Source organism: Catenulispora sp. GP43 (genome assembly GCF_041260665.1).
GTDB lineage: Bacteria > Actinomycetota > Actinomycetes > Streptomycetales > Catenulisporaceae > Catenulispora.
Map to the genome: position 1 here is coordinate 18,705 of NZ_JBGCCT010000035.1, position 21,975 is coordinate 40,679.

The following is a 21,975-nucleotide window of genomic DNA, read 5'->3' on the forward strand; positions in this document are numbered from 1 at the left end:
GGTTTCTCAGGCCCGGCCCCGCGCCACCTGGACCAGCCACCCGGCCGCCTCGCTCAGCTCCCGGCCCCGCGGCCACACCGCGCGCAGCGTCCGGCGCAGCGCGACATCGTCGGCGAGCGGCACCTCGACGAGCCGGCCGGCGGCGACGTCCTCGGCGACCGCCAGCACGCTGAGGACCGCCGGCCCGCTCCCGGACAGGGCGGCCGAGCGCAGCGGCGCCGTGGCCCCCAGCTCGATCAGCGGCACCGCCGGGCCGTCGTGGGCGGCGAGCGCCGCCTCCAGCACCTCGCGCGTCCCGGAGCCCGGTTCGCGCAGCAGCAGCGGTTCGGCGGCCAGCTCGGCCGCCGTCACCGGCTCCCTGCGCCGCGCCCACGGATGCGCCGGCGCCACCGCCACGACCAGCCGGTCCCGGCCGACGACCGCCGAATGCAGGTCGCGCGGGACCCACGGCCCCTCCACGAATCCGAGCTCCACCTGGCCGGCCCGCAGCGCCGCGACCACCTGGTGGGAGTTCTCCACGGTCAGCCCGACGCGGGTGGCCGGACGCAGCCGGCGCAGCTCGATGAGCCACTTGGGCATCAGGTGCTCGGCGATGGTCAGGCTGGCGGCCACGGCCAGCCGCTCGTCGGCGTGGGTGCGCAGCGCCGCGGCACCCTCCACCAGCGCCTCGGCCTGCTCCAGGACCCGGCGGGCCCAGTCGGTGACGACGGCGCCGTCACCGGTCAGCCGGGAGCCGGAGGTGGTGCGCTCCAGCAGCTTGAGCCCGAGCCGGCGCTCCAGGGTGGCCATCCGCGCCGAGGCCGAGGGCTGGCTGATGCCGACGCGCGCGGCCGCCTTGCCGAGGGAGCCGGTGTCGGCGACGGCCACCAGCAGCTGGAGCGCGTCCAGATCCGGGAGTCGGGTCATAGAGACAGCCTATGAGGTCTTCGGCGATCAGCGGCTACCGGGCCCGCTCGGGGGCGACCAGGGTTGATGACATGGGGAGAAGCTGGATTGCGGGCCTGGCGCTGACGGCCGGGGCAGTGGTGGTCGCCTGGTTCGCGAACCGGATGTGGCCGACACTGTCGCCGCTGACCGCCGCGGTGGTCTTGGGGGTCCTGGCGGCGAACCTGCTGCCGGCTCCGGCGATGGCCGCGGCGCGGCCGGGGCTGCAGATCGCGGCGAAGCGGGTGATGCGGCTCGGGATCGTGCTGCTGGGGCTCCAGCTGGCGCTCGGGGACGTGCTGAAGCTGGGCTGGCAGACGCTGGCGCTGGTGGTCGCGGTCGTGTTCGCGACGTTCTTCGGCACCCAGTGGCTGGGCCGCCGCATGGGCCTGCCGGGGCGGCAGCCGCTGCTGATCGCGACCGGCTTCGCGATCTGCGGGGCCAGCGCGGTGGCGGCGATGGAGGGCGTGACCCGGCGGCCCGGCGAGTCCGAGGACGACCCGGACCCGGTGGTGGCGGTCGCGCTGGTGACGCTGTGCGGATCGCTGGCGATCCTGGTGCTGCCGCTGCTGCGCGGACCGCTGGGGCTGCACGACCCCGCGATGTTCGGGCACTGGGTGGGCGCCTCGGTGCACGACGTGGGGCAGGTGGTCGCGACCGCGGGCTCCGGCGGGGCGGTGGCGGTGAACGGCGCGGTCGTGGTGAAGCTGATGCGGGTGGCGATGCTGGCGCCGATGGTGGCCGGGACGGCGGTGGCTTGGCGGCGGCGAGCGGCTGCGGCGCCGGTCGAGATGGTCGCGGCGCCGGTGCGCGTGCCGGTCGGAGTAGGTGCCGGCGCCTACACCCATGAGGAAATCGAGACTGCGCAGCCGAGCAGCGAACCTCCGGTACAGGCCCCCAAACACCCCCCGATCGTCCCCCTCTTCGTCGCCGGCTTCCTGGCGATGATCGCGATCCGCACCGCCGGCGTCCTCCCGGCCTCCACCCTCGGCGCCGCCAAGCAGCTCCAGGACCTCCTCCTGGCTGGCGGGATGTTCGGCCTGGGCACCGGCGTCCGGCTCCGTGAGCTGGCCCGGACCGGTGCGAAGCCGCTCGCTTTGGGCCTGGCCTCCTGGGCCCTGATCGCCTCAGCGGCCTATATCGGAGTTCGGCTCACTTCCTGACCACTAAAATCACAGGATGCGCATCGCTAGATTCTCCATCGACGACGAGGTGAAGTTCGGGCTCGTGGAGGGCGAGGGCGAGCAGCCCGAGTCCCTGGAGGTGGCCGAGATCCTGGGCCACCCGTTCGGCCCGGTCCAGGTCACCCAACGGCGCTGGCCCCTGTCCCGGGTGCGGCTGCTCGCGCCGGTGCTCCCGTCGAAGGTGATCGGCATCGGGCGCAACTACGCCGAGCACGCCGCGGAGCTCGGCAACGAGGCGCCCGGCAAGAACGACCCCGCCGTGGTGTTCCTCAAGCCCTCCACCTCCGTGATCGGCCCGTCCGACGCCATCCAGTACCCGCTCGGCGTGTCCTTCGACGTGCAGCACGAGGCGGAGCTGGCAGTGGTGATCGGGCGCATGTGCCGGCAGGTGCCGGTCGCGCGGGTGCCCGAGGTGGTGCTGGGCTACACCTGCGGCAACGACGTCACCGCGCGCGACCTGCAGCGTGCGGAGAACCAGTGGGGCCGGGCCAAGGGCTTCGACACGTTCTGCCCCCTGGGCCCGTGGATCGAGACCGAGCTGGACCCGGCGGACCTGGCGATCACCTGCACGGTGGACGGCGAGCTGCGGCAGGCCGGGCGCACCGCGCAGATGACCCGGTCGGTCGCCGACCTGGTCTCCTACGTCTCCGAGGCGATGACCCTGCTGCCCGGCGACGTGATCCTCACCGGGACCCCGGCCGGGGTCGGGCCGATCGTGGTGGGGCAGCAGGTGTCGGTCGGCATCGAAGGCATTGGCAACTTGACGAACCGGGTGGTGGCTCGTGACTGATATCGCAACGAACGTTCCCAATACGGACAAGCCCGTACGTGTCCGTTTCCCTCCGTCGCCCACGGGCGACCCGCACGTCGGCATGGTCCGCTCGGCGCTGTTCAACTACGCCTTCGCGCGGCACTACGGCGGCACCTTCGTCTTCCGCATCGAGGACACGGACGCCGCGCGCAACACCGAGGAGTCCTACAACGCGCTCCTGGCGACCATGCGCTGGATGGGCTTCGAGTGGGACGAGGGCCCGGAGGTCGGCGGAGCCTACGGCCCCTACCGGCAGTCCGAGCGCATGGACATCTACGCCGACATCGCCGGCAAGCTCCTCGAGGGCGGCCACGCCTACCGCTGCTACTGCACGCAGGAGGAACTGGACGCGGTCAACGAGAAGGCCAAGGCCGAGAAGCGCGCCCCGGGCTACGCCGGCACCTGCCGCAACCTCACGCCCGAGCAGATCGCGGCGCACGAGGCCGCCGGCCGCACCAGCGTGCTGCGCTTCCGCATGCCGGAGGGCACGCTGACCTGGAACGACCTGGTCCGCGGCGAGATCTCCTTCGACACCGCGAACGTCCCGGACTACGTCCTGGTCCGGGCCGACGGCTCGCCGCTGTACACGCTGGTGAACCCGGTCGACGACGCGCTGATGCGGATCACGCACGTGCTGCGCGGCGAGGACCTGCTCTCCAGCACCCCGCGCCAGCTGCCGCTGCACGCCGCGCTGATCGAGCTGGGGCTGTCGGAGACGGTGCCGGTGTTCGGGCACTTGCCCTACGTCATGGGCGAGGGCAACAAGAAGCTGTCGAAGCGGGACCCGGAGGCCTCGTTCTCCTTCTACGTGAAGGAGGGCTACCTGCCCGAGGGCCTGCTGAACTACCTGGCGCTGCTGGGCTGGTCGCCGGGCGGGGACAAGGAGTTCTTCTCCCCCGCCGAGATGTACGCGGCCTTCGACGGCACGCGCATCAACGCCAACGCCGCGCGCTTCGACCTGAAGAAGTGCCAGGCCATCAACGGCGACCACGTGCGCGCGCTGGCGCCGGAGGACCTGGCCCGGCGCATCGTGCCGTTCCTGGCCGAGCAGGGCCTGGTCTCCGACCCGCCGAGCCCGGAGCAGGCCGCGACGCTGGCCGCCGCGGTGCCGCTGATCCAGGAGCGGATGGTGGTGCTGCGCGAGTCGGTGGACATGATCGGGTTCCTGTTCGTGCCCGAGCACGCCTTCACCGTGGACCCGGCGGACGCCGCCAAGGCCCTCGGCGAGGACGCCAAGCCGGTCCTGCAGGCAGCCGCCAAGGCCCTGGAGGCGCTGCCGGAGTGGACGACCGCCGCCATCGACGCCGCGCTGCGCGAGAGCCTGATCGAGGGCCTCGGACTGAAGCCGAAGAACGCGTTCACGCCGGTCCGGGTCGCGGTGACCGGCCGCCGCATCTCGCCGCCGCTGTTCGAGTCGATCGAACTGCTCGGACGGGAGCGGACGCTGCGCCGGCTGGACGCCGCACTGGGCGCGTGAGACGGCCCTGAGCTGTAGCGGGAGGTCTGTTCTAAAGACGTTTTGGCCTTAGGGCGGGCCTCCCGTATAGTTATCGACGCAACGCCGCACGGCAAGATCAAGGCCGGGTGGACGTTGGGGTATGGTGTAATTGGCAACACGGCTGATTCTGGTTCAGTTGTTCTAGGTTCGAGTCCTGGTACCCCAGCTTGGTTTTGACAAGGGCCGGAAGCCTCAACAGGTTTCCGGCCCTTTGTCTTTTCTGGGCTCGGTGGGGACGCATTGGGGACGGCTGGGCAAGCATTGGGCAGGGCGGCCCTGGCGCGTTCGGCTGAAGCCTGTCGCACACGTCACCACTCCGCGTACGCTGAGGGCATGACTGAGCCCAGCAACGCCGACGTCCTCGCCGCCGTTCAAGCTCTCGCGGCCGACGTCGCTTCACTCAGAGCCGATTTCTCGCAACACCGGGCCGAGACCCAACACAGCTTTGACCAGGTGCGCGCTGACATCGCCACGGTGCGAGCCGACGTGTCGCAGGTTCGGGCAGACATCGCCGGGGTCAAAGCGGATACGGCGTATACCGAGCGGTACATCGGAGACCTTCAAACCGCCGTTCGCGGACACGTCACAGACCCGAACGCTCACCGGCCGGCTGCCTAGCCCTAGAGCAGGGTGAACGCCCCGGCAACGCTGTAGATGCCCATACTCAGCCCGACCGCCCTGGTCGGGCTTTTTGTGTCGGCGGTCAAGGCCGATTCCACGTTTCGCCGACGCTTCCAACGCTAGGGCTAGGCTTGATGAGCCGAGAAGCACCCTGCGATATCGGCGCAATACTTCTGCGGAACACAGGAGGTTGGTTCCAATATGGCGACGTCGACGGAGCGGATTGCTTCCGTACTTGAGCGGCGGATTGAGGACGGTTCGTACCTTCCTGGCAGGCTTGCCCCGTCGACCATGGACGTTTGCTCTGAGTTCGGCGTTTCCCCTGGAACGGCTCAGCGGGCACTCAAGCTGCTCGATGCCCGTGGCCTGACCACCGGAGGCGGTCAGGGCCGCCAGCGCCGCATCGTGGACCGCAAAGACTCCGCCACCCCTGTCGAGCCCATCGACTACATTCGCTCTGCTCTTGCAGACGGGACGATTCGCCCAGGGTCGCCGCTGCCGTCTGAAAATCAGATTATGGCCGCTACGGGATTCTCTCGTTATGCCGTACGCGAAGCCCTAGCCGTTCTGGAACGGTCAGGGGAAGTTGTAAATCGGCCCGGCCGTCGCCGGCAGGCAGCGGGCAAGCCTGCCTCAGCGGACGCACGTTACGAAGAGGTCGTGATGGCGATTCGCGACGACATAGACGAAGGGCGCCTCAAACGAGGCGCCCAGCTCCAGAGCGAGTCGCAGCTATGCGAGAGGTTTGATATGAGCCGAGTCACCATCCGGCGCGCACTTGCCGAGTTGGAGGGGGCAGGTGTGGTCTTGAAGAACGACAAGGGAAGGCGCGTTGTCGCATGACGATCGGTCTACTCCGATCGCCGCCATTCGCCCTCAAGGATTACATGCGTAATCGAGTCTCGCCACGCACCATGCGTGAAGACGTGATCTCGAATACGCCCCTCTTCCACCATTCCGTTTCGACTCATAACGGCTGCCGACGCAGTGTTCTTTGGTGAGCGCGCGCCCCAAATTCGGTGCAGCCCAAGCACGTCAAAACCTAGGCGGAGCAAGAGGCGTACCGTCTCAGTGCCATAGCTGCGGCCCCAGGCCGAAGGGTTCAGGGCAAACCCGATCTGCCCAGCTCGATGCGGTTCAACCGCGAGCCGTGCATATCCCATCAGCTCGGCATTGCCCTCCAGCGTGACGGCAAGAGCGTAAACAGTTCGAGGTTCGCGATTAGCGTCCGCGATTCCCCCTAAAACGATGCCGGCGACTGCCTCACGGTCGCGAGGTTCAAACGAAAGATGCTCTGTCGCCTGCTCGCTGCCGTAGATGGCATGAAGAGCTTCGGCGTCGTCCTCACGCAACTCCCGGAGTGCCAACTGCTGGCCTTCGATCGAGATCGGGTTCATGGCTTGACCATAAGACTTTCTCCTCGTTCAAGGTAGAGGTCTGATCTAGCAGGGATGTGAGCAGCCGTCTCGCGACAGCATCGTTTTGACGAAGGATGGCCGAGTTTCGGCCGGGCACGATGAATGAGGCCACAGAACCGGCACTTGTATACGGCCCGAGCGCATAGCGACTGGGATGCTTTTGCCCACCCGCCAAAATCATCTTCCCGTCTGACGGTTCAACCATCAGCGGTCCACGATCGTATGTCTCGGTTTCCCCGCTGAGTGACTGCTCAACGGCCTCTCCACGGCTATAGAGAGCACGCAAGAGTGGATCCATCGTGCGTTTGACCGTTGCGCCGGGCAGCCGTGCTTCGACAACGGTCCGCGCTTCAAACGTTTCTGGACTACTTGCGCTGCCAGCCCGAAAAAGCCCTGGCGCGTCATCCTCCTCAACCCACATGCCAGCACCCAGGAACCTGACTATGCCCGCCTCAGAGAGTGCGACAAGTTGGCGAAGACGATCGGGTGGCGGACCAGAGCCCGTTTCTTTCGCAAGGCTTGTTAGGTGACCATCGATCTCGTAACGCACGTCACGCGGCTTTAGACGCGACAGGCAGGCCGGCAGCGTCAGCTGTTCGAGCACCGACTCAACTGCATGGACAACGCCCATATCAGCGCTATACGTGGCGTCCAGCCGACGCTCTAGATCAGCCTCGACGTAGGCCCGCACTCGCCGTTGGAGTACGTCGGGGTTGTAACTCGCAGGTCCCAGTGGGCTTGTCGCGTAGTCGAAATCGAAGCGGTCACGTGGGTTGGGTACTGCTTCCGCGATCAAACAATCCATGTCCTCCGTCGCCCACTGTAGAGGCGCGAAGCGCTCTTCGAACTCCTCAAGCGTGATTGAGCATCGCTCCGGATGATGGCGCAAAAGCTCGTGATAGTAAGCCCACGCAATCTCTTTGCGAACTAGGGGATCAATATCACGTGCGTAATCACTCATCGTGCTGACTGCTGCCAATCGATTCGCATTTACGAACCGAGGCAAGATTGCCCTGTCGCCCGTCAGCCGGTAGTTGGGCTTGCAGTGGTGTGGCACTCCCCGCCGCGAGCCCGCCACGATGAACGGTTCTTCCCCGGAGGGAACATAGGTTAGGCGGCCATCCGGCCGCTTTTCGTAGCGCCCGCCCCGGCCCTCCGTCAGCATCGCCGTGAAGTCGACGAAAGCTAGGCCAAGACCGCGCATGACGACGGTTTCACCGGGTTGAATACCCGCAAGGTCTACATCAGCCGAGTATGCGGGAGGGATGTATAGAAGCCCGTGTTTGGTTGCGAACTGACGGAGGCTTGACTCCCATGGCAAAGGCTCGGCGTCCAAGTGTCCGGTAGCCAAGACCACTGCATCAGTCTCGATGATTTCGCCGGAGGCGAGCGTTACGACCTGGGAACCCGTTTCCGAATCGGAAACGTCGGTTACCTTGTCCTGCACTACACGTAGGGTCACGGCCGCCGGTAGCCGGCGCCGTATTTCTTCGAACGTCCACGTGAGGTAGCAGCTCACAAGGCGTCGGCTCGCGAAGGACCATTCGCCGAGCGCTGCGACCTCCCTGGCGAGATCGGCGTCTTTGGGGCCGTCGCATTGGCCGCGCCGCACGAGGTCTGCCCACTCAGGCATCGACGGCCCTGGTATCACTGGTCCGTCGCAGGTCACGCTGTCATCGGTGAACATGGTGAGGTTGCCAGCGATCGAGTTGGCTTGTAGTACAGAGGGCTGGTCGTACCTCCACACCCGTCCGGGGCCAGGGGCGAACGGGTCGATGAGATAGAGGTCGAGTGGCCTGCCGGAAAACAGCAGTGGCGCGTTTGCGCCGATACGTTCGACGAGACTGACGCCACGCGTGCTGGCGCCGACAACGGCGATTGAGGCACTACCCTCTCGGTGCAAGCCAACCCCCACTCTTGAGTTGATCCGGGCACGGCAGAACACCAACTGCGACCTAGCCTAGGACACAGGTTAGGCGGTCAGTGGAACGTGAGTTGAGAACTTCGCAGGTCAGCGAGGCAGAGGGACAACAGCGGGGGTCTGGCAGAAGCCCTCAATCTGCTCACGAACCTCACTTGCGGCAGCAGTCTGCCGATATGGGGCGGTGCGAAGTGCGTCGTGGACGTGCATCATGCTCGTTCGTATGCCGTTGATTCGCTGTGCTGCGGGAAGTTCAAACACTGGACCCAGTGCCTCGACGGCTCCCTCTAGCTCACCTTGGGCCAGACGTCCGAGCGCCAGATCTGTCCGAGTTCCGGCCTCATCGCTGAAGCTGCGGATCGCTGAAGGCGCCTCTTCGTAGGTGCGGAGGGCCAGTTCCGCCGCCGTCTCAATGTCGGCCTCGCCCGGAGGTAGCCACACCATCGCGTCGGCCGCGTAGTAGAGCTGCCGAGGGCGCGTGAAGGTGAGGATTCCGCCGTACTGGTCGAGGTCATCTGGCAGCATCAAGTTCCACCCGTCTTCTGCCTTCCGCAGCGCGGCACGGGTACCTTCGGCGTCGCCCAGCGCGGCGGATGCGCGAGCCTCAAGCGCCGAAAGCCAGATTCGCCCTGTGCCAGCCGTCCGGTTCGCGAACGGAAGGCCCTGACGTGCGTACTTCCGAGCGGTCTGATGCTGGCCAGCCCAGTAGGCGACCATCGACTGAAGACCCCGGATCCACCCCTGCATACCGTCGTGCGCTGCGTTCTCTGCACAGATCACGGCGGTGCGCGCATGGGTCATGGCCGAACGGGGGTCTCCGAGGTCATGGCTTGCTTTTGCAAGCATCCCGGTGCTGATCGCCGCCAGTAGATAGAGATCCTTTGCCTGGTCCGGACGCTGGCGACCTTCCAACAGTTGGAACGTCTGATCCTGCGCGGAGATCAGATCTCCCAGGATCGATCCGAGCGGCCTTTGGGTGTAGGCCGTGGCGAGGCGTTGAAGTTCGAACTGGACGTTCTCGATCGTGCTGCTATCCACGTCGCTGGACTCGGCGAAGTCTCCGAAGCGTTCCGCCCTATGCGCTGCCATTTCTAGCTGGCCCTTCAACCTTAGGCCCGGCGGCTGCCGCGTCGCTCTAGCTTCTCGACCGAGAAGGATCAGACCACTGTCACCCGACGTGGAGAGCGAAGCGCCGGCAGGCGCCTTGCCGAACAGCTCTTCAGCCGGATGGCCGAAGAGGCGTTCGAGAACACGGCACTGATCAGGCTGTGGAAGTGTCTTCACCCTGCCCGACGTCCAGTTGCGAAAGGTCCGCTCGGCAACGGTCAAGGTGCCTATGCGGGGATCCCGTTCCTCCGCCGCCAGGTCGCGAGCCGCTTGCTCAAACTGGCTTTGGAAGCCCTCGAAGACCCAACGGCGCTGAGTCACGAGGGCTTTGAACAGGTTGCCTTCCATGGCCGCTCCAGACGCTATGTCTCGACAAGCTCAGCGTTGCGCGTGGCGGTTCGCTCTAACAGGTCTGGCGCCGACGTTGCACCCGCGATGCACCGAGAGTGCACCCGAAGGATGCACCCACGCTGCGCTCGCACGACATGACGCAGGCACCCGCGCTGATCGCATCATCGAATCAGCACCTCACCGAGGGTAGCGCGATCGCAGGGTTTTAAGAATCTTCGTTCGCGCTTGACGTCAGTCCACAGCGATGCTTGTATTGCTGATGTCGGACCTCATCAATACAGATTAAGGAACGGCGCGACAACTCAACAGAGAACCTGCCTGAGGTTCGGTGTACCGGCCACGAAACACGAGGTGGCCGCAGCATCGCCGGACTGTCTGTAAGGCGAACCGCACCGCAGATTCCTGCGCTGCCTGCTCGTCACGACCAAACCAACCAACCCGTGACGGCCGGAGAACACAGGACCCTGCCAAGCCGAAGGGAACGCACCTGATGCCGAAGAACACCGCGCCCGTCCTGCTGGTCAGCAGCCTGCCCGCGAACATGGTCGACTTCACCCGGCGTCTGCCGATGATCGTGTGTCCGGGATGCGGATCATGGGTGACCCTGTCGGGCAGCCACTTGCCGGTCCACCGCGGCGACAACCGCCCGGACGCCCCGCGCGACCACACCGGGCCGCGTCGCCCCCGGTGCACGGCTTCCGGCCGTGCCGTCCGCATGGACACCACTGCGGCCGAGGTCGGCGCCCGGCTGTTCCGTGACGAGTACGACGGCCGGAACCGGCACCGGACGCGCACCGCGCACCCGATGGCCCCGGCCCCCCTGCCGCCGGTGCACCACATGGCCATGGCTCGCTAGCCACCTTCTGCACTGCAACGCGTCAGCCCGGCCGGGTTCGCCCCGGCCGGGCTGACGCGTCTGTCTGTCACTGCTCACCCTGCCATGGAGGTCCGATGGATCCCTATCCGACTCACCCGCGCGGCCTCCCGGCCGATGCCTTCGACAATCCCAACCTTGACGTGGTCACCAGGTTCGACGAGCACGGCCGTCCGTTCCTGACCACAGTGCCGGTGCCCGAGCGGGCGCCGGTGGTGGTGCCGCGGCGGCCGACCGCCGAACCGGCCGGGCCGGCTCCGGTGGTCGTCTACACGCCGGGGCTGCCCGACTACGGCCCGCCGGCCGCGCCGAGCACTTACAACCCGGTGCGCGACCCGATCGTGATGCGCTTGCTTGCTGGCGCGGTTGCGGTCGGGACCGGCTCGATTGCGCTGAGCTTCGCCCTGGCGGCACTGGCCGCCGCGGAGATGGCCCTCGGGTTGCTACTCGGCGTTCTCCTCCTGATCTGGCTGCTGACCAGCGGCAAGGGATCGGGCGGCAAGTCCATTAACAACATCACGATTCACAACACGAACAAGTCGCGCCGCTGGCGCTGACCCCCACGAATGCTCACCCGGCCGGGCGCACCACCGCGCGCAGGGCCGGTCTTGTCCCCGCACACTGGCCTACCTGAAAGGCGTGATTCGCATGGCGTTCGACGTCACCGGCGCCCTGATCACGGGCGTGATCCTCTTCCTGATGCTGCGCAAGCGCTCCGGCGTGGGCTGGTTCGTGTTCGTCGGTGCCCTGTTCGGATTCTTCCTCGCCGGGACCGGCGTGCACGGCGCGGTCCATGACGGCCTGCACGGCGCCGTGCTCGACGCCATCGACTACATCAAGAACCACGTGCGCTGACCCCGTCGCCCCGGCCCTTTGGCCGGGGCTTTTCGGGTGTGAGCGCCGGTCACCAGTGACCAGGCCACAACCCATGTTGAGGAGTCCGGCCCATGAGCAACACGCAGATTTACACGGTGTCGTGCCGTCGCTGCGACACCTCGCAGCGCGTTCCCGGTTGGGAGTCGGCCGCGGAGTTGGCCCAGCGGCACGCCGACAACGGTTGCCCCGTGAACATCCGCCGCCTGTGGCTCCGCACGTGCGCGCCGGTGCCGGCCGCGGCCTGATCGCAGCACCTTCCGAAAGCCACGCCCCGGCCCTTGGCCGGGGCTTTTCGGGTGTCAGCACACCTCACCCGACGGGAGACCCCATGGACACCAACACCCCCGAGACCACCCCGGAAACGGCCCGCCTGACCGCGGACGTCGTGCTGCTCAGCCTGGACACCAACGGGATATGGCGCGTGCTGGTCATCCGACGCGGCCACGCCCCCTACGCGGGGCACTGGGCACTGCCCGGCGGGCACGTCGACGGCGGCGAGCAGACCCACATGGCAGCCTTCCGCGAGCTGCGGGAGGAAACCGGCATCGAGGCGCCCGGCCTGACGTACGTCGGGGTGTATGCCGCGCCCGATCGTGACCCGCGCGGCCGGTACGTCGATTTCGCGTACACCCAGATTGTGGACGGGATGCCGGCCCCGGCTGCCGGCGACGACGCCACCGAGGCGCGATGGATGCCGGTCGCTGACGCGCTGGACCCGGCCGCTCAGATCGCCTTCGACCACGAGCGGATCATCGTCGATGCGCTGCACACGCTGCGCCTTTCCAGCACCGGACTGCGCCACACGCAGTGATCGGCTCGACTCGCGCCCCGGCCTTCGGCCGGGGCTTTTCGGGTGTCGGCACGTGCCGGCCTTGACTCTTCGAGGTGATCGCCGTGAGCCCCAGGACCTACCGCAGCGCTCAGTACTACTACGTCCCCGACACGCGCCCGACTGGACCGGCACAGATGCGCACCGAGGACCCGAAGCGGCCCGGCGGGCAGGATGCCGGCACCCCGCGCCGGAGCACCCGCCGGCCCTCCGGCAAAGCCCCCAACCGGTAGCCCTCCGGCTCTCGCCCCGGCTCATCGACCGGGGCTTTCCGGGTGTCAGCACCCTTCAATCTGGACGGAGCACACATCACATGGCCAAGTTCGAGACGACAAGCCGCGACGGTGACGGGTACGACCCGCAGCGCTACGCCCGCCTTATCCGCCCGGCCCGGCAGCCCTCGCAGTCCGAACAGCAGGAACAGCGGGAACGGCGGGAACTGACGCGGGAAAAGCTGATCGCGTTGATCGACGAATTCCTGTACGGCGATGACTGAGCCACCCTGGCCCCGGCCCATCGGCCGGGGCTTTTCGGGTGTCAGCGTCCGAACGCAAGGAGGTTTCAGCCATGGCCACCAACCCTCCGTTCAAGCCGCAGCTCGACCCCGCACCGCTTCACAACTGCGGCACCTTGTACCGGGCCGGCGTCATCACCCGCGGCTGCCCCGGCTGCCGACAGCGCAGCGGCAACGCCCGACTGGCTTGACCACATCCCCCGTTGCCCCGGCCCTTTGGCCGGGGCTTTCGGGTGTCCGCACCATCCGGCCCGCTTCGAAGGGATTCGATGATGACCCGATTTCGCACCGTCCGCCGGCACCGCAGACGGCCCGCGCCGCTGGCCGAGGTCGCTGTGTACGACCATGTTGCCGCCGCGCTCCGGCAGCGCACGCCCGGCGCTCCGCCGGTCGTGATGGTGCTGGACGAGGTGGCCGCGCTGCACGACGCGGCCCGCGACAAGCACCTCGCAGTGGCCGAGTCCCTGATCGCCGCGTTGCTGGCCAAGGGCTACAAGCGCTGATGCCGCGTATCTCGTCGCGGTTCTTGGACCCGGCCGGGGCCGTGCATGGCCTTCCCACCTACCCGTGGCGGTGCGCCCCGGAGGGTCTTGCCACCCGGCGGCAGCTCACCGCGGCCGGTCTTCGGCCCGGCGGGGCCGCGCCGGTGGCGCAACTGATGTGGCCGCGGCGCGGCGACGAGGTGGGCTTTGCCTTGTTGTACGACGTCGCCGCGGCGGTGCCGAAACGGGCACCGACCCCCGGCAACCTCAAGGCCGTCGCCGCGATGCTCGCGGCCCGCTCCACCTGCCGAGTCTGCGGCATCGTCTACGGGTTCTGCCTCCCGGCAGGCCGTACCTGTTGGCGCTGCGAGAGCCGCGGAGCCTCCGCTACGGCTGCGTGACCCTCTGTTCTGTCCCTTCCGGCCCGTCGCATGCCGCGGCGGGCCTTCCCGACCGCTTTTAAGGATGCTGCGATGTCTTCTCCCGACCTGTACGACGCCAACCAGCCCAGTGGCGGGCTGACCATCGACACCACCGGCGGGCCGGTCGACATGGTCGCGGTGCTGCGGCACATCAGCGGCGAGACCGGCATCGACCTGACCGCGGCCGAAACCGCGGTCGCGCGCACCCTGGACCCCAGCTACTACCGCTACAGCGCCCGGTCCTTCACTCGCGCCGCAGCCTATGAGCGGCTGGCCCGCACTCTGTACGACGTGGCCTGACCCCCGCCTGGTGCGCGGTGCTGTTGGAAGAGGTCTACGAAGCACTCGCAGAGGTAGACCCGGCCGCGCTGCGTGCCGAGCTGGTACAGGTTGCGGCGGTCGCGGCGGCATGGGTCGAGGACATCGACTCGCGCGGCCGGTAAGCGGTACCTGCGCGGATCCACCCTGGCCCCGGCCCGTTGGCCGGGGCGTTTTAGGTGTCAACGCCTAACTGCTCTGCCAGCTCCTAGCCGTCAGTCGTGTTCGACGTTGACCGTTTGAATCACGAGTGCAGCGGCGCTGAAGACGATGAGTCCAAAGAGCGTGCCAACGGTCACTGGCCCGAAGAAGTCTCGAACCCACTTCTTCTCTGTGCCGAGTACCAGGCTCAGGAAGGCGGCAGCCTCGCCTGAGCCGAAGAGAAGCGCCATTCCCAATGCCCCGGCTTTCTGCATGCCGTAGCGGCGGGTGATCTTCTTCTCGGATTCCGGCATCTTCAGTGATTGAAAGGTCCTGACAATCTGGTCAAAGCTGGCCCGGTTCCTCATCTCAAGAAGGGCCTCTTCCATGGCTGCCCGATCACCAGCCTGGGACATCTCGACGATCCGATTCGTTATCTCCTGCACCTTCTGGGGCGACTCCTCCAAGAACGAGGCCATCCCCTTCATTACTTCCTCATGCCTGGCTCGCTCCTTCCGAGTTTCGCCAAGGTTGAATCGAATCGCGACGACGACCGCGACCACGAGCAAGGGGAACACCCCTGCGGCGGCTGCATAAAAGGTTTCGCTGAGGTCCACGGCCGCAAGTGTTCCAGTCTCCTTCGCCAGAACGCCAGACACCCGCCCCGGCCCCTTGGCCGGGGCTTTTCGGGTGTCAGCACCCGCATCCCATGCCGTAGCGGGGTGGATCCCCAGCGCTCGAATCGCTGGGGATCCGCCCCGATTGTCCCGCTGACCCTCTGCGATTCCAAGGATGTGATCTCTGATGCATGCCGTCGACCACCCGGGGGCTCCCGCGCCCCCGGTCCCCATCACGGCCGCTGCGGATGCCGCTGCCGCGTCGCCGGTGCCGGCTATCGTCGGCCTGCTCAAGGCTGCGGTGACCGCGGTGGGCGTGGCGGTCGGTGCGCTGGGCCTGTTGGGGTTCGTGAACTCCTTTCACCGCGTGGACGCCACGGCGCAACCCTCGTTTCACGGCCTGGCCTGGACGGTGCCGACCGGTATCGACTTGGGCATCTTCGTGTTCTCGGCGCTGGACATCGTGTTGGCGATCCTGCACATGCGGATCGTGTGGTTGCGGCTGATCCCGTGGGCGCTGACCGCGGTCACGATTCAGCTGAACATCGCCAACCAGCCGGGACAGCCTCCGCTGTCGGCGTTCGACAAGCTGGCGCACGGCGTGTTGCCGGCGATGTGGGCGCTGTCGGTCGAGGTCGGCGCGCACGTGGTCCGCAAGCGCGCCCGGCTGACCTCCGACAAGCGCATGGACCGTGTGCGCCTGTCGCGGTGGGTGCTGGCGCCGGTGCCGACGCTGGGTCTGTGGCGCCGGATGGTGCTGTGGGAGGAGCGTTCCTATCCCGCCGCGCTGGCCCGGGAGCGAACCCGCGTCCTGGCCAAGACCGACATGCAGGACCGCTACGGGCGCATGTGGCGCTTCACCGCGCCGCGCCGTGAGCGCGCCCTGTACCGGCTCGGCGAACTCACCCCGACCGCCCGACCCGCGGACACCAACCCGGACACCGTGTCCGGCGCGCGTCCGAACGGCACGGACACCAACCCGGACATCCCGGCGGACGCCGTGTCCGCGGACATGTCCGGACGCGCGGACACCGCGGCGGACACGAACCCGGACATCGTGTCCGGCGCGCGTCCGGACACCGAGCGGACATCGCGGCGGACGCGGGGGGCGGACACCGCGGCCAAGGTTGCCCGGCTGGTCGCCAAGCATCCGGACATGCCCACCGTCGATATCGCCCGGAAGGTGGGCGTGACCGATCGCACGGTTCGCCGGCACCTGGACAAGCTCACCGCGAACCCCGCCGCGCCGGTCGAGCACGTCAACGGCCACGACATCGGCGCCGCTGCGCACGCCTGACCCCGCTTTCCGGCTGCTGCCCCTGGTTCTTCACGCCTGCCGTGAAGGGCCGGGGAGAGCCACCGGCGGCACCCTGCCCGGCTCGTTTACACACCCCTTCGTCCCTGTTCCCCGTCGTCTTGCAAAGGAGTACCGATGACGACACAGACCCTGTTCCCCGACGATGACGACGACGGCGCGGACATCTTCGACTTCCCGCCCCGCGACGCCGGACAACCGCCCGCCGATACCGAGGACAGCGCGGACGGATACGACCCGTTCGACCCGGACGCCGACGACGCGGACGACTTCGACCGCGAATCAGTCGAGGACGACGCGCCGCGGATCGGCGGTCCGGTCGACGTGGTCGAGGACATCCCGACCGTGCGGCCGGACGACACCAGCCGTAGGCCGGTTATCCCGGAGTGGGCCAAGTCCCGGGAGGGCCGGCAGGCGACCTACCGGAATTGGCTGCGCCGGACCAAGTACGCGGTCGCGTTCCACGCGGTGCGGCTGCCGAAGTACACGGCCAAGACCACGGCGTGGTCCGCAGTCGGCGCGGCGCGGCTGGTGCCGCGGCTGCTGTATTGGGCCTCTGCCGAGCGCGGCAACTTCGCGTTGCGGCAGGCCGCGGCCGACACCAACGACCCGAAAACCTGGCTGGCGCTGGACAGCAAGCGCCAGCGTCAGGCGGTCGCGCGCTGGTGGATCCTGGCCTTCGGCACCGGTACCGCGCTGGTTATCGCGTTCATGCTGGCCATGGGCGTGATCCCGGCGTGGTGGGGGTGGGCTGGTCTGGCCGCGGCCCTGCCGGGTTTGGTGCGGGCCGGTCGGCCGGCGGACAAGCGGGTGGTCGACCGGGTCCGGGAGGCCAAGGTGTACCGCAAGCTCACCGCGGAGCTGGTGCGCCGGGCGCTGATGTCCTGCCAGATTTCCGGCATCACCTCGGCGGTCGCCAAGGACCCGCACGCCATCAGTTTCCCGACCGAGATTCACCGTTCCGGCCCTGGTCACATGGCGATCGTGGACCTGCCCTACGGGGTGGAGGCCTCCGACGTCATCGCCCGCCGCGGCCGGTTGGCGTCCGGGATGCGGCTGCCGCTGGACCAGGTGTGGCCCGAGCATGCCGGCGGGCACACCGGCCGTCTGGCGCTGTGGGTCGGGTTCGAGCCGTCGTCGCAGATGAAGCGCCCGCCGTGGCCGCTGGTCGAGCGCGGCGAGGTCGACGTGTTCGCGCCGTTCCCGTTCGCGACCACGCCGCGGCTGGAACCGGTGGCCGGTGAGCTGATGTTCCGCAACTGGCTGTTCGGCGGTCAGCCCGGCTCCGGCAAGACCCGGGCCCTGCGACTGTTGGTGCTGGCCGCGGCGCTGGATGCGCGGGCAGAGATCCGCGGGTATGAGTTGAAGGGTGTCGGCGACTTCGAGGGCACCCGGCCGGTGATGGCCGAGTACGGCAACGGCTTCGATGACGACACGATCGGTGCCGCCGCGGGCATGCTGACCTGGCTGTATGAGGAGTGCGAGCGGCGAAGCAAGCGCATCGCGCACTACCACAAGGCGGGTAAGGCCCCTGAGAACAAGGTCACGCCGGAGTTGGCGGGGCTGAAGGGTTCGGGGCTGCATCCGCTGGTGGTGTTCATCGATGAGGCGCAAGAGCTGTTCGCGCACGCCGAATTCGGCGACGCGGCCGGCAAGGTGGCCGAGAAAGTCATCAAGCTGGGTCGGGCGCTGGGCGTGATCCTGCTGTTGGGGACGCAGATCCCGGACAAGAAGTCCCTGCCGACCGGCATCACCCGCAACATCAATAGTCGGTTCTGCCTGTCGGTGGCCGACCAGACCGCCAACGACATGATTCTGGGTACCTCCGCCTACAAGAACGGTCTGCGCGCCACCGTGTTCAAGCCGGTCGAAGAGGCTGGTTGGGGCGTGCTGGCTGGTTTGGGCAAGGCCGGTTCCCGCTGCTCGTACTACGTCGACGGCGCGGACCTGGACAAGGTCATGGCCCGCGCGATCGCACTGCGCACCGCCGCGGGCACCATGCCCGAGGGCACCGCGGCCCGCGCCGACCGCACGCCGGCCTATGACCTGTTGGCCGATGTGCTGGCGGTGTGGCCGGACAAGGCCGGCAAGGCGTGGAACGAGACCATCGTCACCGCGCTGGCCGCGCTGCGCCCGGAGATCTACGACGGGTGGGAGTCTGCGCAACTCACCGCGGCACTCAAGCCGTTCGGTGTGCCGGTGGTCGACGTCGGCAAGCGGATCAACGGCACGCCCACCACCAAGCGCGGCATCGCCCGCGCTGACATCGCCACCGCGGTCACCGAGCGTGACAGGAAGCGGCGCGCGGCATAGCCGCAAAACCCTGCTATCGCTAGCGGCTCGCCCTGCTAGCGATAGCAGGGCTGCTAGCACCCCATTCCCGTAGTGATCAGGCCGTTCGTAGATAGCGGCCTGACCTGCGGCATGCCCGAAAACAGCCCTTGGAGGCCTCATGAACCCCCCTTCGTTGCCTGCTATCGACGTGATCGGAGCCGTCGCCGTGTTCACACTGTGTAACCTCGGCGTGGCCTGGCTCCGGCCGTTCAAGACCTGCCGTCGCTGCAACGGATACGGCAAAACGGCCCGGCGCTCCGGCCACGGCCGGCCCCGGCCGTGCCGCCGCTGCCACGGCCACGGCGTCCGGCTCCGCTACTCCCGGCGGCTCTTGAACGTCGCCCGCGCCCACTTCCGCAACGCCGACTTGCACCCGGCCGACCGCGGCCCGGTGCTGGCCGACACCGAGCTTGACGCGACCCTCGCTGACGCGCACAGCAAGCACCTCGCTGCCATCACCGCGCGGCTGGACCTGGACGGCGCGTGGCGTTCGGTCATGGCGCGGGTTTCCGCCGGCCGAAACGGGGGCCGGTAATGGCCCGCCGCGTTCGGATCGTCTACCCCGCAGGGCAATTCGTCGTCACCGTCGCGGCCGGCGGCACACCGGAGTTGTTCGGCCCGTTCCCCTCCCGCGACAAGGCATCGGCGTTCGCGCGCAAGGTGTGCCGCGACAGGCGCCGGGATGAGGCCATACCCGCCGTGAGCGTCCAGCCGGTCAAACCCGGCCGGATGTCCGCGGTCCGGCTGTAGCGGGCTGATTCACCATGCCGCCTGCCGCCGGCACCGCCGTGATGCTGGACTGGTCGGACCGGGCGCACTGGTCGCCGCTGGCCCGGCCGTGCCGGCACTGCGGGCGCGTCACCAACCTGCGGGACGACGAGGGCGAGCCGGCACACAAGGTCTGTGCCGAACGCCACGCCGACCCCGCACCCGCACGGCGTGATGCGCCCGCGCCGGAACCCGCCGCGCGGCGGGACGTCGAGCGGGCCGTCGAATGCGTCATCTGCGGCGAGCCGGCAACGGCCGCACCCCGCACGGACGGCGCCTACTGCGCTACCTGCGCGCTGTTCTGACCCGGACTACTGCTCTGGTCGCCGGCACGCCCGCTTCGGGGGGTCGGCGGTTGGGGGAGCTGCCCGGCTCAGGCAAACAGTGGGGCGTCAACCCCACCCACGATCGACAAGGAGGGGAGTTGAAAGCTCCACATCTGCGCATCGTTCCTCGGACCCTGGATGAGGCGAAAGCCTTCGTTCTCAAGCACCACCGTCACCACACGCCGTCAACGGGTCATGTCTTCTCTATCGGCGTGGTCGACGATTCGGGCGCCATCGTGGGTGTGGCGATGATCGGTCGCCCCGTCGCGCGAGCCTTCGACAACCGGTTCACCTTTGAGGTCACGCGCGTCGCAACTGATGGCACCCCAAACGCGTGCTCCGCGCTCTACGCAGCTGCATGGGGCAGCGCCCGCAAACGCGGAATCACACGCATGATCACCTACACCCAAGAGGGTGAAAGCGGTCGCAGCCTTCACGCCGCTGGCTGGCGCCGAGTCGCAGACCGGCCCCCACGTGCAGGCTGGGACGCTCCGTCGCGCCCTCGAACGTCAAAAGGCACCGACAACGTTGGCCGCACCCTCTGGGAGATCACCACTAAGAACGCTGATCCACTCCCGGATCTGCGTGACGAAACCCGTGACGAAACTACGCGCCGCAAGACGACTCGGCGCCGGTGTCCTGAGTGCCGCCGCGCCATATCGGCTCCCTCGACCGGCCGGCCACCCCGGCACTGCTCGCCGGCATGCCGCCAGCGCGCCTATCGACGCCGCAAAACCACCTAGCCGGATTACCACCCTGGTCGCCAGTCTCGCGCAGCTGCCGGCCTGCCTTCCCGGAGTAGACGGCCGGCTCACGACAGAACCCACCCGTAAGCAACGCAAGGAGAAGCCAGCATGACCATCACGACCCCGAACCGCCCCGCCCACCCCGCCGTGCCCCTGTACCGCCAGATCACGGCTCTGATCTGCCGGGCCGTGCTCGCCGGCCAGCTGACGCAGGGTGCCACGCTGCCGACCCGGCCCCGGCTCGCCGAAACGCTGGGGGTCTCCGTGGCCACCGTCGACACCGCACTCGCCGAACTGAGCTTCCTGGGCATCGTCAAAACCTCTGCGGGGCGACCGGCGCGCATCGACCTCCGCCCCAGCAAGACGCCATTGGGAAGCACCCGAATGGAAGTCGCCGGCATGTTCGCAGTCTTCAGCACCGAAGACCTGGCCGGACCTCTCCCGGTCCAGCCCGCAAGCTGATCGCCCCGGCTCCATCGGCCCTCAGCGCCCCCGTGGCGCCCGCTCGCGCGCTGCTAGGTAGCAAACACGCCGAAATCGCGGCAAAGCCTCACAGGAGCTTCCCAGCGCCACGAAGGCGCCTCTTTCTCAGAACCCTGCGACTCCTCCGCTTCGGCGCCCCGGCCACTCTGCCGGGGCGCCGAAGCGGTTTCCGGACGCCTGCCCTGGTCGCCGGTCCCGCCCTGTTGCGGTCCCGGCGTCGAGGGGAGCCGCCCGGCTCGCCCGCACAACCGCACGTTGCCCGCATCATTCACACCCTGTGAAAGGAGTCTCCGATGTCGATCGGTGACACCACCCTGACCGTGGTCGGCAACATCACCAAGGACCCCGACCTGAAGTTCCTGCCCTCCGGCGTCGCGGTGGTGTCATTCACCATCGCCGCATCCCGCCGCGTCTTCGACCGGGACAAGAACGAGTGGCGCGACGGCGACACGCTGTTCATGCGCTGCTCGGCGTGGCGGCACCTCGCCGAGCACATCGGCGACACCCTGACCAAGGGCACCCGCGTCATCGCCTCCGGCCGGCTGTCCCAGCGCGACTGGGAAGACAATAACGGCGTGCAGCGCACCGTCGTGGAACTGAACGTCGAGGAGATCGGCCCGTCGCTGAAGTACGCGACCGCCACCGTCAAGAAGGCCGCGCGTGCCGGGGCGCCGCACCCGGCCGAGGCCTACGCCGGGGCGTCAGCCGGGGCCGGCAACACCGGCGGGTGGGGCGGGGGCGAATGGGGCAGCGCGTCGTCCAAGCCGGGCCCGTGGGACGGCGCCGACGCCCCGTACACCGGCGACGAGCCGCCGTTCTAGGTGCAGGTCAACGGCACTTGCCCTGTTTCAGCAAGGCAACTAAGTGCGTAAGTGCGTACCACAAGCGGTACTGTGAAGCCAGTGAGTGCCGCACTGCGCCGACAACGATGCAGCGCAGCACCCCATGCGCGACAAGACCCCCGGGAATGCTAGTCCCGGGGGTCTTGCGGGTCGGGGCTAGCTAGCCCCCGATCCACTCATCAGCACAATGATCAGCTTGATGAGCTCAATCACCATGCGCGCGGGCCAAGGGGTCGCCCCGGCCCGATCTTTG

Annotated in this window: 29 protein-coding genes, 1 tRNA gene and 1 pseudogene; 26 read left to right on the forward strand and 5 right to left on the reverse strand. The window is 68.0% G+C overall.

Annotated features, from left to right (window positions below; translation table 11 throughout):
* Positions 1-6 precede the first annotated feature (6 nt).
* The gene (locus tag ABH926_RS44335) at positions 7-906 is read right to left on the reverse strand and encodes a LysR family transcriptional regulator (protein ID WP_370372860.1); all 900 of its coding nucleotides are present in this window, start codon (positions 904-906) and stop codon (positions 7-9) included.
* A 71-nt stretch (positions 907-977) separates the two neighbouring features.
* Here ABH926_RS44335 and ABH926_RS44340 point away from each other — a divergent pair, with 71 nt between their 5' ends.
* From ABH926_RS44340 to ABH926_RS44365, 6 genes are all read left to right on the forward strand, one after another.
* Positions 978-2,087, forward strand: coding sequence for a YeiH family protein (locus ABH926_RS44340; protein ID WP_370372862.1), 1,110 nt, complete (start codon positions 978-980; stop codon positions 2,085-2,087).
* 16 nt (positions 2,088-2,103) lie between these two features.
* Positions 2,104-2,898 (forward strand): fumarylacetoacetate hydrolase family protein, encoded by a 795-nt coding sequence (locus ABH926_RS44345; RefSeq protein WP_370372864.1) that lies wholly within the window; start codon positions 2,104-2,106, stop codon positions 2,896-2,898.
* A complete protein-coding gene (gltX, locus tag ABH926_RS44350; protein WP_370372866.1) occupies positions 2,891-4,396 on the forward strand; it encodes a glutamate--tRNA ligase in 1,506 nt (501 codons plus the stop codon). Before ABH926_RS44345 ends, gltX begins: the two co-directional genes overlap by 8 nt.
* A gap of 115 nt (positions 4,397-4,511) precedes the next feature.
* Positions 4,512-4,583, forward strand: a tRNA-Gln gene (locus ABH926_RS44355).
* Positions 4,584-4,750: 167 nt separating this feature from the next.
* Positions 4,751-5,035, forward strand: coding sequence for a hypothetical protein (locus ABH926_RS44360; RefSeq protein WP_370372868.1), 285 nt, complete (start codon positions 4,751-4,753; stop codon positions 5,033-5,035).
* A 204-nt stretch (positions 5,036-5,239) separates the two neighbouring features.
* Positions 5,240-5,881 (forward strand): GntR family transcriptional regulator, encoded by a 642-nt coding sequence (locus ABH926_RS44365; RefSeq protein WP_370372870.1) that lies wholly within the window; start codon positions 5,240-5,242, stop codon positions 5,879-5,881.
* An 8-nt stretch (positions 5,882-5,889) separates the two neighbouring features.
* Here ABH926_RS44365 and ABH926_RS44370 read toward each other — a convergent pair whose 3' ends face one another.
* The 3 genes from ABH926_RS44370 to ABH926_RS44380 form a co-directional block, all read right to left on the reverse strand.
* Complete coding sequence (locus tag ABH926_RS44370) at positions 5,890-6,435, reverse strand: GNAT family N-acetyltransferase (protein WP_370372872.1); 546 nt, start codon at positions 6,433-6,435, stop codon at positions 5,890-5,892.
* Entirely contained in the window at positions 6,383-8,401 is a 2,019-nt protein-coding gene (locus ABH926_RS44375) for an FAD/NAD(P)-binding protein (protein ID WP_370372874.1), read from the reverse strand. The genes ABH926_RS44370 and ABH926_RS44375 overlap by 53 nt, the downstream gene beginning before the upstream one ends.
* 66 nt (positions 8,402-8,467) lie before the next feature.
* A complete protein-coding gene (locus tag ABH926_RS44380; protein ID WP_370372876.1) occupies positions 8,468-9,832 on the reverse strand; it encodes an XRE family transcriptional regulator in 1,365 nt (454 codons plus the stop codon).
* Between the two features lie 493 nt (positions 9,833-10,325).
* Here ABH926_RS44380 and ABH926_RS44385 point away from each other — a divergent pair, with 493 nt between their 5' ends.
* From ABH926_RS44385 to ABH926_RS44440, 12 genes are all read left to right on the forward strand, one after another.
* On the forward strand, positions 10,326-10,691 hold the full coding sequence (locus ABH926_RS44385; RefSeq protein ID WP_370372878.1) for a hypothetical protein: 366 nt from the start codon (positions 10,326-10,328) through the stop codon (positions 10,689-10,691).
* A 95-nt stretch (positions 10,692-10,786) separates the two neighbouring features.
* Positions 10,787-11,266, forward strand: coding sequence for a hypothetical protein (locus ABH926_RS44390; protein ID WP_370372880.1), 480 nt, complete (start codon positions 10,787-10,789; stop codon positions 11,264-11,266).
* 91 nt (positions 11,267-11,357) lie between these two features.
* Complete coding sequence (locus tag ABH926_RS44395) at positions 11,358-11,564, forward strand: hypothetical protein (protein WP_370372882.1); 207 nt, start codon at positions 11,358-11,360, stop codon at positions 11,562-11,564.
* 92 nt (positions 11,565-11,656) lie between these two features.
* Positions 11,657-11,830, forward strand: a complete 174-nt coding sequence (locus ABH926_RS44400; protein ID WP_370372884.1) for a hypothetical protein — start codon at positions 11,657-11,659, stop codon at positions 11,828-11,830.
* An 83-nt stretch (positions 11,831-11,913) separates the two neighbouring features.
* Positions 11,914-12,396, forward strand: a complete 483-nt coding sequence (locus ABH926_RS44405; protein WP_370372885.1) for an NUDIX domain-containing protein — start codon at positions 11,914-11,916, stop codon at positions 12,394-12,396.
* Between the two features lie 83 nt (positions 12,397-12,479).
* Positions 12,480-12,647 (forward strand): hypothetical protein, encoded by a 168-nt coding sequence (locus ABH926_RS44410; protein ID WP_370372887.1) that lies wholly within the window; start codon positions 12,480-12,482, stop codon positions 12,645-12,647.
* A gap of 80 nt (positions 12,648-12,727) precedes the next feature.
* The gene (locus tag ABH926_RS44415) at positions 12,728-12,910 is read left to right on the forward strand and encodes a hypothetical protein (RefSeq protein ID WP_370372889.1); all 183 of its coding nucleotides are present in this window, start codon (positions 12,728-12,730) and stop codon (positions 12,908-12,910) included.
* A 71-nt stretch (positions 12,911-12,981) separates the two neighbouring features.
* On the forward strand, positions 12,982-13,119 hold the full coding sequence (locus tag ABH926_RS44420; RefSeq protein ID WP_370372891.1) for a hypothetical protein: 138 nt from the start codon (positions 12,982-12,984) through the stop codon (positions 13,117-13,119).
* 78 nt (positions 13,120-13,197) lie between these two features.
* The gene (locus tag ABH926_RS44425; RefSeq protein WP_370372893.1) at positions 13,198-13,431 is read left to right on the forward strand and encodes a hypothetical protein; all 234 of its coding nucleotides are present in this window, start codon (positions 13,198-13,200) and stop codon (positions 13,429-13,431) included.
* Positions 13,431-13,811, forward strand: coding sequence for an RRQRL motif-containing zinc-binding protein (locus ABH926_RS44430; RefSeq protein ID WP_370372894.1), 381 nt, complete (start codon positions 13,431-13,433; stop codon positions 13,809-13,811). Before ABH926_RS44425 ends, ABH926_RS44430 begins: the two co-directional genes overlap by 1 nt.
* Before the next feature lie 72 nt (positions 13,812-13,883).
* A complete protein-coding gene (locus tag ABH926_RS44435) occupies positions 13,884-14,132 on the forward strand; it encodes a hypothetical protein (protein ID WP_370372895.1) in 249 nt (82 codons plus the stop codon).
* A gap of 17 nt (positions 14,133-14,149) precedes the next feature.
* A complete protein-coding gene (locus tag ABH926_RS44440; protein ID WP_370372897.1) occupies positions 14,150-14,275 on the forward strand; it encodes a hypothetical protein in 126 nt (41 codons plus the stop codon).
* 90 nt (positions 14,276-14,365) lie between these two features.
* On the opposite strand, the gene ABH926_RS44445 is transcribed toward ABH926_RS44440, so the two are convergent.
* The gene (locus ABH926_RS44445) at positions 14,366-14,908 is read right to left on the reverse strand and encodes a hypothetical protein (protein WP_370372898.1); all 543 of its coding nucleotides are present in this window, start codon (positions 14,906-14,908) and stop codon (positions 14,366-14,368) included.
* Between the two features lie 187 nt (positions 14,909-15,095).
* On the opposite strand from ABH926_RS44445, the gene ABH926_RS44450 reads away from it, so the two are divergent.
* The 8 genes and pseudogenes from ABH926_RS44450 to ssb all read left to right on the forward strand — a co-directional run bounded on the left by ABH926_RS44450 (position 15,096) and on the right by ssb (position 21,701).
* A complete protein-coding gene (locus ABH926_RS44450; protein ID WP_370372900.1) occupies positions 15,096-16,205 on the forward strand; it encodes a DUF2637 domain-containing protein in 1,110 nt (369 codons plus the stop codon).
* Positions 16,206-16,340: 135 nt separating this feature from the next.
* Complete coding sequence (locus ABH926_RS44455) at positions 16,341-18,536, forward strand: cell division protein FtsK (RefSeq protein ID WP_370372902.1); 2,196 nt, start codon at positions 16,341-16,343, stop codon at positions 18,534-18,536.
* Positions 18,537-18,675: 139 nt separating this feature from the next.
* Complete coding sequence (locus tag ABH926_RS44460; protein WP_370372904.1) at positions 18,676-19,092, forward strand: hypothetical protein; 417 nt, start codon at positions 18,676-18,678, stop codon at positions 19,090-19,092.
* A complete protein-coding gene (locus ABH926_RS44465) occupies positions 19,092-19,307 on the forward strand; it encodes a hypothetical protein (RefSeq protein ID WP_370372906.1) in 216 nt (71 codons plus the stop codon). The genes ABH926_RS44460 and ABH926_RS44465 overlap by 1 nt, the downstream gene beginning before the upstream one ends.
* Before the next feature lie 14 nt (positions 19,308-19,321).
* On the forward strand, positions 19,322-19,630 hold the full coding sequence (locus ABH926_RS44470; RefSeq protein WP_370372908.1) for a hypothetical protein: 309 nt from the start codon (positions 19,322-19,324) through the stop codon (positions 19,628-19,630).
* 134 nt (positions 19,631-19,764) lie between these two features.
* Positions 19,765-20,202, forward strand: a pseudogene (locus ABH926_RS44475) (XF1762 family protein); the annotation flags it as partial.
* Positions 20,203-20,505: 303 nt separating this feature from the next.
* A complete protein-coding gene (locus ABH926_RS44480) occupies positions 20,506-20,859 on the forward strand; it encodes a GntR family transcriptional regulator (protein ID WP_370372910.1) in 354 nt (117 codons plus the stop codon).
* 314 nt (positions 20,860-21,173) lie between these two features.
* Positions 21,174-21,701: a single-stranded DNA-binding protein gene (ssb, locus tag ABH926_RS44485; RefSeq protein ID WP_370372913.1), complete on the forward strand. Its 528-nt coding sequence runs from the start codon at positions 21,174-21,176 to the stop codon at positions 21,699-21,701.
* Positions 21,702-21,975: the final 274 nt, after the last annotated feature.